Raw genomic sequence first — 14,388 nt, forward strand, 5'->3', positions numbered from 1 at the left:
CGGAGCCTGCGGGCTCGAATTGACGGCGACAACGTCTGGGAGCTACTCCCCTTCTGGCGCCGATTCTGCGGGCTGAACGGGGTGGCGTCAAATCCTCCTTTGATCTGCATGGCTGAACGGAGCGGGAGTCCCCTGAGTCACGGGGTCACGCCGCAGGCGTTGGGGGGCTGGGTGTGGGCGTCATACAATGCGTACATGAATACCCCTGCCCCCGTAGTCCGCCTCAAGAACGCCTGGCGCTCCAGCCACCCTTGGATCTTCCAGAAACTGGTCGAAAAGCCCGCTGCGCGGCCCAAGCCCGGTGCCATCGTCGATGTGGTCGGCGTGGACGGGGAGTGGATCGGGCGTGGCTTCTACAACGGTCATTCGCGCATCGCCGTGCGTATCCTCGAAACCGACCAGCGCGTCCCCGTCGATGCCGGCTGGTTCTCGCGGAAGATCGCGCAGGCGGTGTCGCTGCGCCGTGACGTCCTGAAGCTGGACGCGATTTCCGATGCCTGGCGCGTGGTGCACAGCGAAGGCGATGGCCTGTCCGGCCTGGTGGTGGACCGCTACGGCGACCTGGTGGTGGTGGAGTTCTTCGCCGCCGGCATGTTCCGCCACCGCGAGTGGGTCTACGAGGCGCTGCGCGAGCAGTTCCCGGGGTGCCGTTTCCACAGCTTCGCCGACGAGCACGTGCAGAAGCAGGAGAGCTTCGACTTCCACGGCAACACCACCACCGAAGCCTCGGTCATCACCGAGTACGGCGTGAAGTTCCGCGCCGACCCGGCCGGCGCGCACAAGACCGGCTTCTTCGCCGACCAGCGCGAAAACCGCCAGTGGCTGAGCCAGGAAGTGGAAGGCAAGAGCGTGCTCGACCTGTGCTGCAACACCGGTGGCTTTGCGGTGTATGCCGCGGTGCGCGGCGCGTCGGAGGTGGTCGGTATCGACATCGACGAAGACGTGATCGAGATCGCCAAGGGCAACTCGCGCCTCAACAACGTGCGCCCCAGGTTCATCCAGTCCGACGTCTTCCCCTGGCTGCGCGATGCGGCCAACCGCGGGGAGCAGTTCGACGTGGTGATTCTGGACCCGGCCAAGATGACCCGCGACCGCGACCAGGTGATCACCGCGCTGAAGAAGTACCTGGACATGAACAAGCTGGCCTTGGGCGTGGTCAAGCCGGGTGGGCTGTTCGCCACGTTCTCGTGCACCGGCCTGGTGGCCGAGGACCAGTTCCTGGACATGCTGCGCCGCGCGGCGTTCTACTCCGGCCGCACCATCCAGATCCTGAAGGTGTCCGGCGCTGGCCCGGACCACCCGTTCATGGCCCACGTGCAGGAATCGCGTTATCTCAAGGCCGTGTTCTGCCGCGTGTTGGATTGACCCGAACGTGCCGACCAACGGTCGGCACTACCGTGGGCGTGGAATGGCGCGGCCCAAAACCGGACACGCATGGCGTGTCCCTACACCCATACGTTATGGTCTGACGCTTCCAACTCAAGGTGAGGCGCCATGACCATGCGTGTTCTGTCCCTGCTGGTGTCGCTGGCGCTCACCGCGCCGCTTTCCGCCCAGGCCATCGAGTTCAGCGCGCCGGAACTGGCACGCGCTGCCACGCTGCAGAAGCAGCTGCTCACGCTCGACAGCCACCTCGATACGCCCGCCAACTTCCACCGCGAAGGCTTCAACATCGAGCAGCGTCACGACCACAACGCGCTGTCGCAGGTGGATCTGCCGCGCATGCAGGAAGGTGCACTCGACGGCGGCTTCTGGGCCATCTACACCGACCAGGGCGACCGCAGCCCGGCTGCGCACCAGCATGACCGCGATGCCGGCCTGCTGCGCCTGATGGAAATCCGCGAGATGCTCGCCGCGCATCCGGACACCTTCGCGCTGGCATTGACCGCCGCCGATGCGGCGCGGATCAAGGCCGCCGGCAAGCGCGTGGTCTACATCAGCATGGAAAACGCCAGCCCGCTGGTCGACGACCCCACGCTGCTCAGCTTCTACCACCAGGCCGGGTTGCGTCTGCTCAGCACGGTGCACTTCGCCAACAACGAGTTCGCCGATTCGGCCACCGACAGCAAGGGCCCCGAGTGGAAGGGGCTCCGCCCTGCCGGCAAGGCGCTGGTGGATGAGGCGGTTCGGCTTGGCATCGTGATCGACCAGTCGCACGCCTCCGATGCGGTGTTCGACGACCTGATCCAGCGCATGCCGGTGCCGTTCGTGCTGTCGCACAGCTCGGCCAAGGCGATCTACAACCACCCGCGCAACCTGGACGATGTGCGGCTGAAGCAGTTGGCCAAGGCGGGTGGCGTGATCCAGGTGAACGCCTATGGCGGCTACCTGATCGACACAGGCAAGAATGAGGCGCGTACGCAGGCCGAAGAGGCGCTGATGAAGCGGATCGGCGCCGGATACGATGACCTGAGCATGGCCCAGGGCCTGGTGTTGAAGGAGGGCTTGGCGGAGATCGATCAGCGCCTGCCGCTGCGCAAGGCGACCCTGGACGACTTCTTTGCCCATTTCGAGCACATCCTGGCCGTGGTCGGACCCGAGCACGTGGGCATTGGCCTGGATTGGGACGGCGGCGGTGGCCTGGCTGACCTGCAGGACGTGAGCGACCTGCCGAAGATCACCGCGTGGCTGCTGCGCCAGGGTTACACCGAGAAGCAGATCGCAGGGATCTGGGGGGGCAATCTGCTGCGTGTGCTGCAGCAGGCGCAGGATCATGCCGTGGCAGCGCCGGCCGTTGGCCGGCCCTCATGAACGTTACACGCACCGCGTAGGCCGGCCAACGGCCGGCGCTACCGAGGGGGTTACCGACCGTGGGTCGGTAACCCCTGCCACCTCAGCGGCCGATCAGCGCGTTGCGGCGGCTGTAGAGGAAATACACCGCCAGGCCGATCACGTTCCAGATCAGGAAGTACAGCTGGGTGCTGCTCGGCAGGCTGATGAACAGGTAGATGCAGCCCAGCGCTGCGGCCGGGCCGATGAACCACGCGATGGGGGTGCGGAAGGTGCGCTTGGCATCCGGTGCACGACGACGCATCACCACCAGGCAGATGCCCACGGCGGTGAAGGCCGCCAGCGTGCCGGCGTTGGCCAGCGCGGCAATCTCGTCCAGACGCGCCACCCCAGCCAGCGCCGAGACCACGGCGGCACTGAACAGCGTAGTGGCCACCGGGGTGCCGGTGCGTTTGTTCACCGCTGACAGACCGCGCGGCAGCAGGCCATCGCGGCCCATGACGAAGAACACGCGGCTCTGGCCGAACAGGAAGGCCAGCAGCACCGTGGGCAGGGCGATGATGGCCACCACGCCGATCACCGCCGCCGCCTTGGGCTGGCCCAGTTCGCGCATGATCAGGGCCAGCGGCTCGGCGCTGTGGCCGAACACCGCGTAGCTCATCGCACCGATGGCGGCCAACGCCACCAGCATGTAGATGATGGTGCAGCCGACCATCGAGCCGATGATGCCGATCGACAGGTCACGGCCGGGATTCTTGGTTTCTTCGGCAGCGGTGGAGATGGCATCGAAGCCGTAGAAGGCGAAGAAGATGATGGCGGCCGCCGCCATCACGCCACGCTCCACGCCATCGGGCCCCAGCGTCTTGGCGAAACCGTGCGGCATGAACGGGTGCAGGTTCGCCGAATCGAACGCGGGCAGCGCCACGGCGACGAATACGCCCAGCGCGATGATCTTCAGCACCACCAGGATGGCGTTGAGCGTGGCACTTTCCTTGGTGCCCAGCATCAGGCCGCCTGCCACCACCCAGGTGATGACCACGGCAGGAAGGTTGAACACGCCGCCTTCCACATGGGGCCCGGCAGACAATGCCAGCGGCAGCCGGATGTCGATGCCGAAGTTGCCATGCAGCCACTCCAGGAAGCCGACGAAGTAGCCGGACCATCCCACCGCCACGGTACTGACCACCAGCGAGTACTCCAGGATCAGGCTCCACCCCACCACCCAGGCGAAGATCTCGCCCAGGGCCGTGTAGCTGTAGGTGTACGCGCTGCCCGCGGCCGGCATCATGGTGGAGAGCTCGGCGTAGGAGAGCGCCGCGCAGGCGCAGACCGCACCGGCAATGGCGAAGGAGATCAGCACCGCCGGGCCGGCCAGGTTGGCGCCCACGCCGATCAGGGTGTAGATGCCGGTACCGACGATGGCGCCGATGCCCATGGCGATCAGGTGCGGCCAACTCAGGGTGCGCAACAGGCTTCTGCCGGCCTCATGGACAGTGACGGAATCGAGCGGCTTGCGCCGTAGCAGCGATGACATGGGACCTCACAGAGTGACTGGTATCGACAATTTTCCGAGTGTGACCGAACGCGGCGCAGCATTACTACTGCCGGACGTCGTGAATCCCTTGACGATCATTTCAAATTGCCTGGTTTGACGAATTTGGCACAACCCGGCTCGCGGCAATCAACGGTCCCCAGCGCGCGACATCGCCGGCACCCTGTGGATAGATCACGCCGACGTCGTCGGGAAGCTTCTTGCAGCGCAGGACGCCACGCTCATCGAACACCCGCCAGCCGCACGCATCGGCCTCGGCCTCGCAGATGCGTCGGCGCAGCCCCAACAGCAGGCTGGCGGCGCAATCGAAGCGACAGCCCCGGAGTTCGATCCGATCCAGTGGCTGCAGACCCGCCACGATGCGCTGCACTGCTGCATGTGCCAGGTCGACACGGTCGATGCTCAATACCAGCAACCGCTCATCGTGGCCGCTCAGGTGTTGTACGAAGTAAACGGACGTTGCCATCGCATTCTCGCCTTGCCGCGGGGCCGGGCCCGCGATGGGGCGATTGGACACCTGGCAGCGGCCGAAGAGAACTTCACGCTTTCAATCGCTGAGCCACCAAACGAAGAGACGGCCTATCCACGGAGGCCGCCGCCGCAACAGCAGCGCCCACGGCGCAAGGGCTCAGCCACTCAGCCCCAGGCGTACGCCAAAGCCGATCAGAAAAACACCTGCCACGCGTTTCAGTAGAACCCCCACGCGCGGGTGCTGGATGATCCGACGCCGCAACAGGTTGCCCACCCCGATCAGCACCGAGCAATACGCCAGGCTCAGCACAAAGATCAGCGTCGCCATGGTCGCAAACGTCACCACGCCCTGGTGCCGCGCCGGGTCGATGAACAACGGCAGGAACGCCATGTAGAAGATGATCGCTTTGGGGTTGAGCAGGCTGATCAGCACGGCCTGGCGGAAGTAATGGCCGGGCTGCAGGCGGATGCCACCGGTTTCACCGCTCGGGGGTGCCGGCCGCAACAGGCCGATGCCCACCCACACCAGATACGCCGCGCCGAGATACTGCACGGCGTGGAACACCAGCGGGTTGGCCCTGAGCAGGGCGGCTACGCCGGCCACCGCCAGCCACATCAGGATCTGGTCGCCCAGCAGCAGCCCGAACAACGCGGTGTAGCCTCCGCGCACGCCACCGCGCCCGGTGGCGGTGAGCAGGGTGAAGGTCCCCGGGCCGGGCAGTGCCAGGAACACCAGCACGGCAACGACAAAGGTCCACAGGTCCTGGATGCCCATCCACGGCATGGCGGCGACTCGAATACGGGGGAACGCTATTGTCGGCTACCCTCGGACCCGCGCCAACAGCGCTATGGCGTACGCCCGGGCAGATCGGCCAGCAACGGCTGCAGGCGCTGCACGCACAGCGCATGCAGCTGGCGGATCGCCGGCGAAAACTGTTTGCGATGTGCGCACACCAGGTTCAACGGCAGGCTGTCGCCTATGCCCCCCATCAGCACCCGCAGCCGCCCGGCACGCACGTCGGCGCACACGTCCAGCCACGATTTGAACACGATGCCCTCGCCGGCCACTGCCCAGCGCCGCACCACATCGGCGTCGTCGCACACCAGCTGCCCGCGCACCGGCACCACCACGCGCCGCTCCTCCTGTTCGAAACTCCAGCGGTCGTAAGGGCGCCCAGCGAGCTGGTAGACCAGGCAGTGATGGTCCTTCAGTGCCTCCAGCGCGCCGGGGGTGCCATGCCGTTCCAGATAGGACGGCGCGGCGACCAGCACGCGGCGGTTGTCGGGCAGCAGCGGCAGCGCCACGTAGCTGGCGGTGTCAAAGCGGCCGAGCCGGAACGCGATATCCACCGGATCGCGGAACACGTCGGCCACCTGATCGGACAGCAGCAGGCGCAGCTGCAGCTTCGGGTGCGCGGCTCGGAACTCCGTGAGCCAGGGCAGCAGCACGTTGCGGCCCAGGTCAGACGGCGCGGCCACCTGCAGCACGCCGCACAGTTCGGCATCCTCGCCGCGCACCCGCGCCTGGCCCTCCTGCAGGGTGTCCAGCAGGTCCTGGGCGTAGGGCAGGTAGAGCACGCCTTCGGCAGTGAGGCGCAGGCTGCGGGTGGAGCGCACGAACAGGCGCAGGTCCAGTTCGCGCTCCAGCCGGGCGACCGCCGCAGCCACCTGGCCGGGCAGCAGGTCGGCTTCGCGCGCTGCGCTGGAGAAGCTGCCCAGCGCGGCGGTACGGACGAACAGCTGCAGATCCTCGAAGCGGACCATTTTCATTCCAGGAGTGAAAGTGCTGCTGCATTCTGCGCCTTTCCGAGGGAGGCAGGGCAGGCGAACCTGAGCACCTCACCCAAGGATCTCCCTCATGAAAGCCATCGCCTACACCCAGCACGGCCTGCCGATCACCGACCCGGCCGCCCTGGTCGACATCACCCTGCCGGTGCCGAGCCCCGGCCCGCGCGACCTGCGCGTGCAGGTCCGCGCGGTGTCGGTGAACCCGGTGGACACCAAGGTGCGCCGGGGTGCGCCGGTGACCGAACCGCGCGTGCTGGGCTGGGACGCGGTGGGCACCGTGGATGCGGTGGGCAGCGAAGTGACCCTGTTCCAGCCCGGCGATGCGGTCTTCTACGCCGGGGACATCAACCGGCCGGGCAGCAATGCCGAATACCAGCTGGTGGATGAGCGCATCGTGGGCCGTAAGCCGGCCAGCCTGGACGATGCAGCCGCTGCAGCACTGCCACTGACCGCGATCACCGCCTGGGAGCTGCTGTTCGACCGCCTGCGCATCGTCGAAGGCGGTGGCGAAGGCCAGACCCTGCTGGTGATCGGTGCGGCCGGCGGGGTCGGCTCGATCCTGGTACAGCTGGCGCGCCGGCTGACCCGGCTGACGGTGATCGGCACCGCTTCGCGCCCGGATACCCAGGACTGGGTGTACGCGCTGGGCGCCCACCACGTGATCGATCACAGCCAGCCGCTGACCGAAGGCCTGGCGCGGATCGGCATCGAGTCGGTCACCCACGTGGCCAGCCTCACCCATACCGACCAGCATTACGCGCAGATCGTCACCGCGCTGGCGCCGCAGGGGCAGCTGGCGCTGATCGACGACCCCGGCCAGCTCGATGTGATGGCGCTCAAGCGCAAAAGCCTGTCGCTGCACTGGGAATCGATGTTCACCCGCTCCAGCTTCACCACCCCGGACCTGCAACAGCAGCACGTGCTGCTCAACCGGGTGGCCGACCTGGTCGACGGCGGGGTGCTGCGCACCACGCTCGGCGAGAATTTCGGCCGGATCGATGCGGCCACCCTGCGCCGCGCGCATGCCCACGTCGAAAGCCACCGCGCGATGGGCAAGGTGGTGCTGGAAGGATTCTGAAGCAGGGCGTCGCCGCTCCGGACGTGCCGGAGCGGCCTGCACAGGGGCAGGCGCAGCGGATGAGACCGGCTCAGCCTACACTTCGTGCATGCAACCCGAATTCCTCATCCTTGGCGGCCTGCTGTGTGCCGTCCTCATCCTGCAGCTGGTGGCCCTGCTGCGGCGTTCCGGCCATGGCGACCTTGAGCAGACCCTGCGCGAGGAAGCGCGGATCGGCCGCAGTGAACTGCGCGAGCAGCTTGAAGGGCTGGGCCGGCAACAGGACGCGCGGCTGGAAACCTTTGCGCGCGCGCTGACCGATCTCTCCACCCGCACCGACCAGCGCCTGGACCTGCTGCGCGATGCACTGGGCGAAGACGCGCGCAAGGCGCGCGAGGACGCCGGCCAGGCCCAGCAGCGCCTGGCCGAGTCGCTGGGCCTGCGCCTGCAGGAGATGACCCAGCGCAACGAGCAGCGCATCGGCGAGATGCGCGCCACGCTCGAACAACAACTGCAGAACCTGCAGGCCGACAATGCGCAGAAGCTGGACCAGATGCGGGTCACGGTGGACGAAAAGCTGCAGACCACGCTGGAAACGCGCCTGAGCGCGTCCTTCCAGCTGGTGTCCGACCGCCTGGAGCAGGTGCAGCGCGGGCTGGGCGAGATGCAGCAGCTGGCCACCGGCGTGGGCGACCTCAAGCGCGTGCTGACCAACGTCAAGAACCGCGGCAGCTGGGGCGAAGTGCAGCTGGACAACATCCTCGAGCAGACTCTTACCCAGGAGCAGTACGCGCGCGGGGTCAAAGTGCACCCGGACAGTGGCGAGATGGTGGACATCGCGGTACGCCTGCCCGGGCGTGGCCATGAGGACACCCCGGTGTGGCTGCCGATCGATTCCAAGTTCCCGCGCGAAGATTACGAGCGCCTGCTCGACGCACAGGAGCAGGGCGATGCGGATGGCGTACGCCTGCAGGGCGCGCAGCTGGAACGCGCGATCCGGATCCAGGCCAAGTCGATCTGCGACAAGTACATCGTGCCGCCGCACACCACCGACTTCGCGGTGATGTTCCTGCCCACCGAAGGCCTGTACGCCGAGGTAATCCGGCGCCCGGGGCTGGTCGACCTGCTGCAGCGCGAACATCGCGTGGTGGTGGCCGGGCCGACCACGGTCACCGCGCTGCTCAACAGCCTGCAGATGGGCTTCCGCACCTTGGCCATCGAACAGCGCTCCAGCGAAGTCTGGAGCCTGCTGGGCGCGGTGAAGAGCGAGTTCGGCAAGTTCGCCGGCATCCTGGAAAAGGCCGAGAAGCAGATCAGCACCGTGGGCAAGAGCCTGGGCGAGGCCAGCCGCAAGACGCGCACCATCGAGCGTCGCCTGCGCGGGGTGGAGTCGTTGAGTGGCGAGCAGGGCGAGCAGCTGCTGGGCAGCAGCACCGGTGACGATGAGGACGCCGGGCAGGACGAGGCCGGTACCGCGCAGGAGTGACCGAGCGCGGTTATCCTGCCCAATTGTTCCCAGCCGGATTGAATCGATGCGCCTGACCCTGATGTTGTCGTTGCTGCTCGCGCTGACCGCCTGCAGCAGTACCCCTGCCGGCACTGACGGCGCAGCATCGGCGGCCGCGCCCGCTGCCACGACGCCGGCGCCCACCGATGCCGCCGGTTGCGCCGCCGCCGGTGGTGAACTGAAGCCGCTCGGCCGCCTGCAGCGCGTGCAGTGCGTGGTGCCCTTTGCCGACGCCGGCAAAGCCTGCAGCGCCAAGGCCGACTGCAGCGGGCAATGCCTGGCCGATGGCGAGACCGAGCTGGTCGCGGGCGCCACCGCGCGCGGCGTCTGCCAGCGCGATGTCAGCCAGACCTTCGGCTGCCGCCAGCGCATCGACAACGGCGTGGCGCAGGGCACGATCTGCGTCGATTGACTTCCCGTTTCCGCGGCGCATATCCCATGTGCCCATTTCAACCCGCACAGGATCACCCGTGAGCCAGACCGTCTACGACATTCCCGTCACCACCATCGAAGGCCAGGCCAGCTCGCTGGCCGACTACCGCGGCAAGGTGCTGCTGGTGGTGAACGTTGCCTCCAAGTGCGGCCTGACCCCGCAGTACGAAGGGCTGCAGGCTCTGTACGCCGACAAGCATGCCGCCGGCCTGGAAGTGCTGGGTTTCCCGGCCAACAATTTCCTGGCCCAGGAGCCGGGAAGCGACGCGGAGATCCAGCAGTTCTGCCAGCTGGAATACAACGTGGCCTTCCCCATGTTCGCCAAGGTAAGCGTGGCCGGCGCTGACATCCACCCGCTGTACCAGCAGCTTACCCAGGCCCAGCCGGCCGCCACCGGCGAAGGCCCGATGCGCGAAAAACTGCAGGGCGCGGTCGCCAAGTACCCCGATCTGGTGGTCAACCCGGCGCCGGGCGTGCTGTGGAACTTCGAGAAGTTCCTGATTGGCCGCGACGGCCAGGTCATCGCCCGCTTCGCCCCGGACGTACCGGCGGATGACGCCCGCCTGCTGGCCGCGATCGACGGAGCTCTGGCCGCCTGACACACGCCGTCGCTGCCGTTGATGTTTCCGGCGAGGAGCCCCCTTCGTGTTGAAGGGGGCGCGCCAACGGCGCGGGGTTCAGGTGGAATGCGCGGGCAACTGAAAAGAAAAAGCCCCGCGCGAGCGGGGCTTCTTCTTTCAGTTGCCCCAGTCGGGCATCGGCATCGCATCGACCGGGATCGGCGCGGTGTCGTCGGCGTCCTTGCCACGGGCATGGCGGCCGCGCAGGTCGTTCTGGATCTGGTAATTGCGGCGCTGCAGCCAGGCATCGCGGGTCAGCGCGTACTCGTCCACCGCGTTGTCGCGGATATCGTCCAGCGCCAGCAGCTGCGAGCGCATGTCCACCAACTGCAGGCCCTGCAGCGGAATGCGCACCCTGTCTTCCTCGATGGTGCGGATCGGCGACAGCGGAATGTCGCCGGCCAGGCCGAACACATCGCGCACGGTACGCGGGCCGAAGAACGGCAGCTCCACGTAGCGCGAACTACGCCAGCCCCAGGCGCCCAGGGTCTGGCCGAAGTCCTCGCTGCGGCGCGGCACCAGCGCGCGGCTGGCCGGATCGAACAGGCCGCCGATACCCACCGTGGAGTTCATCAGGAACCGGCCGAGGCTGTCCCAGGCATCGCCCGGGCGACCCTGTAGCAGCTGGTTGGTGATGGTCACCGGCGCGCGCAGGTTGCTGAAGAAGTTGGTCACGCCGGTCCGTGCGAAGCGCGGCACCACATGGGTATAGGCGGTGGCCAGCGGACGGGCCACGGCGCGGTCGACCACGTTGTTGAACGCGTGCACGCGGCGGTTGAAGCCTTCCCACGGATCGTAGGGCGAACGGCCCGGTTCGGTGCCGTCGGCCGTCGGGGCCGGACCGCCGTACAGCGCGGCGAAGTCATCCTCGGCCCCGGTCGGCGGCGCTTCGGCAGCGGCGGCTGTGGCTGCGGCGCCTTCGACGTCTTCAGCGGAAGCAACGGGCGCGGCAACGACGTCGGTGGCCCCGGCAGCGGCCGTGGCGGGCGCGTCGGAGCCTGCGTCACGGGCTGCAGCAGGTTCCGTGGCAGCGGGCGTCACCGCCACGGCGGTCGGCACGCTGTCGCGTGCGGGCTTGGCTGCACAGGCGCTGAGCGCGATGGCCAGCAGGAGAAGGGAAGCGGTGCGTACGACGTTCATGTCAGCTCGCGGCAGAAGGGGCATTGAAATCCAGGGACGGTGCCAGCCGGTAGGCGGCACTGAGTTCGTTGAAACCGGCCGGCGTACCGTTGAGGGCCAGCGTATGCCCGTTGGCGCGGGCGTGTGCGGAGAGCTCGGCCAACAGCGCCAGGCCGGCGCTGTCGACACGCTCCACGGCGGTCAGGTCGAGCTGGGTCACCGCGTCGGGCAGCGCCTTCAGCGTCGGCCACAGCGCCACCACCGCCTCACGGTCGAGCACGCCCACGAAGCGGGCGCGCGGACCGTCGAGCTGTACGGTGGCGTTACTTGCCATTGCCGGCTGGTCCAGCCTGCATGGAGCCACTGCGCAGATCCGCAGCCACGGCCTTGATGCCCTTCTGGCGCAGCGGAGCGTCGAACTGGGTGCGGAAGGTCTGCACGTAGGAGATGCCTTCGATGTTCACGTCGAAGATCTTCCACTGGCCACCGACGTTGCGCATCAGGTATTCGACCGGGGTCGACTCACTGCCGGCGCGCAGCAGTTCGGTGGAAACCTTGACGCCGCGGTTGCCCGGCAGCGGCTGCTCGCCCTTGAGACGGAAGGTCGGCTTGCCCTGGATGGACAGCAGTACCGAACCGTAGCGCTGCATCAGGCTGTCGGCCATGGCATCGGCGAACAGTGTCACGTCGGCGTCGGAGGCGCCGCGTGCATTTGCGCCCAGCACCAGCCGCGCCGCGTATTCGCGGTCGAAGGTGCGGTTGAGTTCGCTGTCGATGTAGCCGCGCAGCGCGGCCGGGCTCTTCTCGAACTCGGGTTTGCGCTGCTGCAGCGTGGCCAGGATGCGCGAGCTGGCATCCAGCACGACCTTGCCGGCCTGCCCCTGCGGGGCGGCGGCGGTGGCCGGAGCGGCCTGGGCGAACGACAGCGAGGGCACGGTGGCGAGCAGGGCCGAAGCGAGCAGCGCCGGAATCAGGGTCTTTTTCATTTCTGCGGTTCCGTTGCCGGCGCGTCCGCGCCGGGAGCATCCTGGGAAGCGGCACCGGTATTGCCCGCGCCGCTGAACATGTACTTGCCGACCATCTGGATCAGGTCCACGGCCGGCTGGGTGAAGACGATCTCGTCGCCGGACTTGAGCACCTCCGGGTCACCGCCCGGCTGCAGTCCGATATAGCTTTCGCCGAGCAAACCGCTGGTGAATATGCCGGCGGAGGTGTCACCCGGCAGGTCCTTGAACTTCGGGTCCAGCTTCAGGGTGACGATCGAGTCGAAGCGGGTGGGGTCGAGTTCGATATCGCCGACCTGGCCCACCACCACGCCGCCGATCTTGACCGGGGCCTGCTTGCGCAGCTGGCCGATCTGGCTGAAGCGCGCTTTGAGTTCGTAGCCTTCGCTGCCGAAGCCCCAGCGCTGGTTGGTCGACGCCATCGCCAGCACCAGCAGCGAGGCCAGCGCCAGCAGCAGGAACGCGCCGACGGAAAATTCGAGTCTGGGACCGCGGATGGCCATGTTCATTTCACCGTATTTTGAAGAGCGTTATGGCGTCAGCGGAACATCATTGCCGACAGCACGAAGTTGAACATCAGCACCAGCAGCGAAGCGTTCACCACTGCGCGGGTGGTGGCCACCGAAGTGCCTTCGATGGTCGGCTCGGCGTGGAACCCCACGTACGAGGCGACCAGCGCGGCGGTACCGCCGAAAATGGCCGACTTCAGCATTGCCACGCCGAAATCGTCCCAGAAGTCCACGCTGTTGCTCAGCGCCGACCAGAACACGCCGTTGTCCAGGCCCAGCACGTGCACGGCCTCGAACCAGCTGGCGCTGATTGCCAGCGAACAGAAGATGCCGGTCAGCAGCGGCACGGTCAGCACCGCCGCCCAGAAGCGCGGCGCCACAACCTTGGCCACCGGATCGATCGCCATCAGTTCGAGCGCCTTGATCTGGTCGGTGGCACGCATCAGCCCCAGTTCGGCGGCAATGGAGCTGCCGGCGCGGCCGATGAACAGCAGCGCGGTCAGCACCGGCGCCAGTTCGCGGTACAGCGACAGGCCGAGCAGGGTGGACAGCGCATCGGCTGCGCCGAACGTGGTCAGCGTGCGGTAGCCCTGCAGGGTCAGCACCAGGCCCACGAACGCGCCGCCCACGGCGATGATCGGCAGCGAACGCGCGCCGACCTTGTAGATCTCGCGGGTCAGTTCGGCCAGGAAATCGGCGGTGGGCAGCGAACCGCGCAGCACGGTCAGCGAGAACAGGCCGGCCCGGCCCAGCGAACGGGTGCTTTCAACGAACGGCATCAGGCCACCTTCGCGCGCGGCGCGGCATCGAACGGGATCGGGCCGTCCGGCTGCCCGTGCAGGAACTGGCGCAGCAGCGGATCCTGGCTGGACTCCAGCGCGGCCGGGCTGCCCTGGAAGACCACCCCGCCATTGGCGATGGCGATCACCTGGTCGCAGATCGGCAGGGTCTCGTGCACGTGGTGGCTGACGATGATGCTGGTCAGGCCCAGGCTGTGGTTGAGGCGCTGGATCAGGCTCATGATCACCCCGCTGGCGATCGGGTCCAGCCCGGTCAGCGGTTCGTCGTAGATCATCAGCGGCGGGTCCAGCGCCAGCGCGCGGGCCAGCGCCACCCGGCGTGCCATGCCGCCGGACAGCTCGCGCGGCCACGCATCGGCGGCGGCCAGCAGGCCCACGGCGTGCAGCTTCATGTCCACCAGCCGGCGCAGCACCGGTGCCGGCAGCTTGGTATGCGTGCGCAACGGCAGCGCCACGTTCTCGGCGACGGTCAGGTCGGTGAGCAGGCCATTACCCTGCAACAGCACCCCGACACTGCGGCGCATCGCGCGCAGGGCGCTGCTGCCGGTGGGGATGGGCTTGCCGAACAGGGTCACGCTGCCGGCGGCCGGGCGCAGTTCGCCGGTCAGCGCGGCCAGCAGGGTCGACTTGCCGCTGCCCGATGGGCCGAGCACGGCAGTGATGCTGCCGCGCGGCACCGACAGCGAAACGTCGCGCAGGATGGCGCGACCGCCGCGATCGATACGCACGTTGTTCAACTGCACCAGCGATTCTGCGGAAGCCGTCATGGGCGCCATTAACAAAATTCCAACGTTGTAAG

At 67.5% G+C, this 14,388-nt stretch carries 16 protein-coding genes; 6 read left to right on the forward strand and 10 right to left on the reverse strand.

Translation table 11 applies throughout. The annotated features are described in order from the left end of the window. Positions 1 to 195 precede the first annotated feature (195 nt). Positions 196 to 1,365, forward strand: a complete 1,170-nt coding sequence (locus J7J08_RS06715) for a class I SAM-dependent rRNA methyltransferase (RefSeq protein ID WP_214902980.1) — start codon at positions 196 to 198, stop codon at positions 1,363 to 1,365. 129 nt (positions 1,366 to 1,494) lie between these two features. Beyond that, positions 1,495 to 2,751: a dipeptidase gene (locus J7J08_RS06720; RefSeq protein ID WP_214902982.1), complete on the forward strand. Its 1,257-nt coding sequence runs from the start codon at positions 1,495 to 1,497 to the stop codon at positions 2,749 to 2,751. Positions 2,752 to 2,833: 82 nt separating this feature from the next. On the opposite strand, the gene J7J08_RS06725 is transcribed toward J7J08_RS06720, so the two are convergent. From J7J08_RS06725 to J7J08_RS06740, 4 genes are all read right to left on the reverse strand, one after another. Further along, positions 2,834 to 4,264, reverse strand: a complete 1,431-nt coding sequence (locus tag J7J08_RS06725) for an amino acid permease (protein ID WP_214902984.1) — start codon at positions 4,262 to 4,264, stop codon at positions 2,834 to 2,836. A 100-nt stretch (positions 4,265 to 4,364) separates the two neighbouring features. Beyond that, positions 4,365 to 4,748: a hypothetical protein gene (locus J7J08_RS06730; protein WP_214902986.1), complete on the reverse strand. Its 384-nt coding sequence runs from the start codon at positions 4,746 to 4,748 to the stop codon at positions 4,365 to 4,367. A gap of 162 nt (positions 4,749 to 4,910) precedes the next feature. Then, complete coding sequence (leuE, locus tag J7J08_RS06735; protein ID WP_214902988.1) at positions 4,911 to 5,537, reverse strand: leucine efflux protein LeuE; 627 nt, start codon at positions 5,535 to 5,537, stop codon at positions 4,911 to 4,913. 62 nt (positions 5,538 to 5,599) lie between these two features. Continuing rightward, on the reverse strand, positions 5,600 to 6,523 hold the full coding sequence (locus tag J7J08_RS06740; RefSeq protein WP_214902991.1) for a LysR family transcriptional regulator: 924 nt from the start codon (positions 6,521 to 6,523) through the stop codon (positions 5,600 to 5,602). An 88-nt stretch (positions 6,524 to 6,611) separates the two neighbouring features. Here J7J08_RS06740 and J7J08_RS06745 point away from each other — a divergent pair, with 88 nt between their 5' ends. The 4 genes from J7J08_RS06745 to J7J08_RS06760 all read left to right on the forward strand — a co-directional run bounded on the left by J7J08_RS06745 (position 6,612) and on the right by J7J08_RS06760 (position 10,136). After that, a complete protein-coding gene (locus tag J7J08_RS06745) occupies positions 6,612 to 7,619 on the forward strand; it encodes a zinc-binding alcohol dehydrogenase family protein (protein WP_214902994.1) in 1,008 nt (335 codons plus the stop codon). Positions 7,620 to 7,707: 88 nt separating this feature from the next. After that, complete coding sequence (locus J7J08_RS06750; RefSeq protein WP_214902996.1) at positions 7,708 to 9,084, forward strand: DNA recombination protein RmuC; 1,377 nt, start codon at positions 7,708 to 7,710, stop codon at positions 9,082 to 9,084. Positions 9,085 to 9,130: 46 nt separating this feature from the next. After that, on the forward strand, positions 9,131 to 9,517 hold the full coding sequence (locus tag J7J08_RS06755; protein ID WP_214902999.1) for a hypothetical protein: 387 nt from the start codon (positions 9,131 to 9,133) through the stop codon (positions 9,515 to 9,517). 58 nt (positions 9,518 to 9,575) lie between these two features. Beyond that, a complete protein-coding gene (locus J7J08_RS06760; RefSeq protein ID WP_214903002.1) occupies positions 9,576 to 10,136 on the forward strand; it encodes a glutathione peroxidase in 561 nt (186 codons plus the stop codon). 138 nt (positions 10,137 to 10,274) lie between these two features. Here J7J08_RS06760 and J7J08_RS06765 read toward each other — a convergent pair whose 3' ends face one another. From J7J08_RS06765 to J7J08_RS06790, 6 genes are read right to left on the reverse strand one after another with little or no spacing between them, the layout of a single operon-like run. Continuing rightward, positions 10,275 to 11,297 carry a VacJ family lipoprotein gene (locus J7J08_RS06765; RefSeq protein ID WP_214903005.1) on the reverse strand — a complete coding sequence of 341 codons (1,023 nt, stop codon included), beginning with the start codon at positions 11,295 to 11,297 and terminating at the stop codon, positions 10,275 to 10,277. A gap of 1 nt (position 11,298) precedes the next feature. Continuing rightward, positions 11,299 to 11,610 carry an STAS domain-containing protein gene (locus J7J08_RS06770; protein ID WP_214903008.1) on the reverse strand — a complete coding sequence of 104 codons (312 nt, stop codon included), beginning with the start codon at positions 11,608 to 11,610 and terminating at the stop codon, positions 11,299 to 11,301. Beyond that, entirely contained in the window at positions 11,600 to 12,262 is a 663-nt protein-coding gene (locus tag J7J08_RS06775) for an ABC transporter substrate-binding protein (protein ID WP_214903011.1), read from the reverse strand. The genes J7J08_RS06770 and J7J08_RS06775 overlap by 11 nt, the downstream gene beginning before the upstream one ends. Continuing rightward, the gene (mlaD, locus tag J7J08_RS06780; protein WP_214903118.1) at positions 12,259 to 12,783 is read right to left on the reverse strand and encodes an outer membrane lipid asymmetry maintenance protein MlaD; all 525 of its coding nucleotides are present in this window, start codon (positions 12,781 to 12,783) and stop codon (positions 12,259 to 12,261) included. Before mlaD ends, J7J08_RS06775 begins: the two co-directional genes overlap by 4 nt. 35 nt (positions 12,784 to 12,818) lie before the next feature. Then, positions 12,819 to 13,568: an MlaE family lipid ABC transporter permease subunit gene (locus J7J08_RS06785; RefSeq protein WP_214903014.1), complete on the reverse strand. Its 750-nt coding sequence runs from the start codon at positions 13,566 to 13,568 to the stop codon at positions 12,819 to 12,821. Beyond that, the gene (locus tag J7J08_RS06790; RefSeq protein ID WP_214903017.1) at positions 13,568 to 14,356 is read right to left on the reverse strand and encodes an ATP-binding cassette domain-containing protein; all 789 of its coding nucleotides are present in this window, start codon (positions 14,354 to 14,356) and stop codon (positions 13,568 to 13,570) included. The genes J7J08_RS06785 and J7J08_RS06790 overlap by 1 nt, the downstream gene beginning before the upstream one ends. Positions 14,357 to 14,388 lie beyond the last annotated feature (32 nt).

Source organism: Stenotrophomonas sp. ISL-67 (genome assembly GCF_018612915.1).
GTDB lineage: Bacteria > Pseudomonadota > Gammaproteobacteria > Xanthomonadales > Xanthomonadaceae > Stenotrophomonas.

Bases quoted from the DNA above. Each gene is read 5' to 3' on its own strand.
- J7J08_RS06745 (WP_214902994.1), top strand. From the start codon at position 6,612: ATGAAAGCCATCGCCTACACCCAGCACGGCCTGCCGATCACCGACCCG.
- J7J08_RS06765 (WP_214903005.1), bottom strand. From the start codon at position 11,297: ATGAACGTCGTACGCACCGCTTCCCTTCTCCTGCTGGCCATCGCGCTC.
- J7J08_RS06770 (WP_214903008.1), bottom strand. From the start codon at position 11,610: ATGGCAAGTAACGCCACCGTACAGCTCGACGGTCCGCGCGCCCGCTTC.
- J7J08_RS06750 (WP_214902996.1), top strand. From the start codon at position 7,708: ATGCAACCCGAATTCCTCATCCTTGGCGGCCTGCTGTGTGCCGTCCTC.
- J7J08_RS06790 (WP_214903017.1), bottom strand. From the start codon at position 14,356: ATGACGGCTTCCGCAGAATCGCTGGTGCAGTTGAACAACGTGCGTATC.
- J7J08_RS06785 (WP_214903014.1), bottom strand. From the start codon at position 13,568: ATGCCGTTCGTTGAAAGCACCCGTTCGCTGGGCCGGGCCGGCCTGTTC.
- leuE (WP_214902988.1), bottom strand. From the start codon at position 5,537: ATGCCGTGGATGGGCATCCAGGACCTGTGGACCTTTGTCGTTGCCGTG.
- J7J08_RS06725 (WP_214902984.1), bottom strand. From the start codon at position 4,264: ATGTCATCGCTGCTACGGCGCAAGCCGCTCGATTCCGTCACTGTCCAT.
- J7J08_RS06720 (WP_214902982.1), top strand. From the start codon at position 1,495: ATGACCATGCGTGTTCTGTCCCTGCTGGTGTCGCTGGCGCTCACCGCG.
- J7J08_RS06715 (WP_214902980.1), top strand. From the start codon at position 196: ATGAATACCCCTGCCCCCGTAGTCCGCCTCAAGAACGCCTGGCGCTCC.
- J7J08_RS06740 (WP_214902991.1), bottom strand. From the start codon at position 6,523: ATGAAAATGGTCCGCTTCGAGGATCTGCAGCTGTTCGTCCGTACCGCC.
- J7J08_RS06775 (WP_214903011.1), bottom strand. From the start codon at position 12,262: ATGAAAAAGACCCTGATTCCGGCGCTGCTCGCTTCGGCCCTGCTCGCC.
- J7J08_RS06730 (WP_214902986.1), bottom strand. From the start codon at position 4,748: ATGGCAACGTCCGTTTACTTCGTACAACACCTGAGCGGCCACGATGAG.
- J7J08_RS06755 (WP_214902999.1), top strand. From the start codon at position 9,131: ATGCGCCTGACCCTGATGTTGTCGTTGCTGCTCGCGCTGACCGCCTGC.
- mlaD (WP_214903118.1), bottom strand. From the start codon at position 12,783: ATGGCCATCCGCGGTCCCAGACTCGAATTTTCCGTCGGCGCGTTCCTG.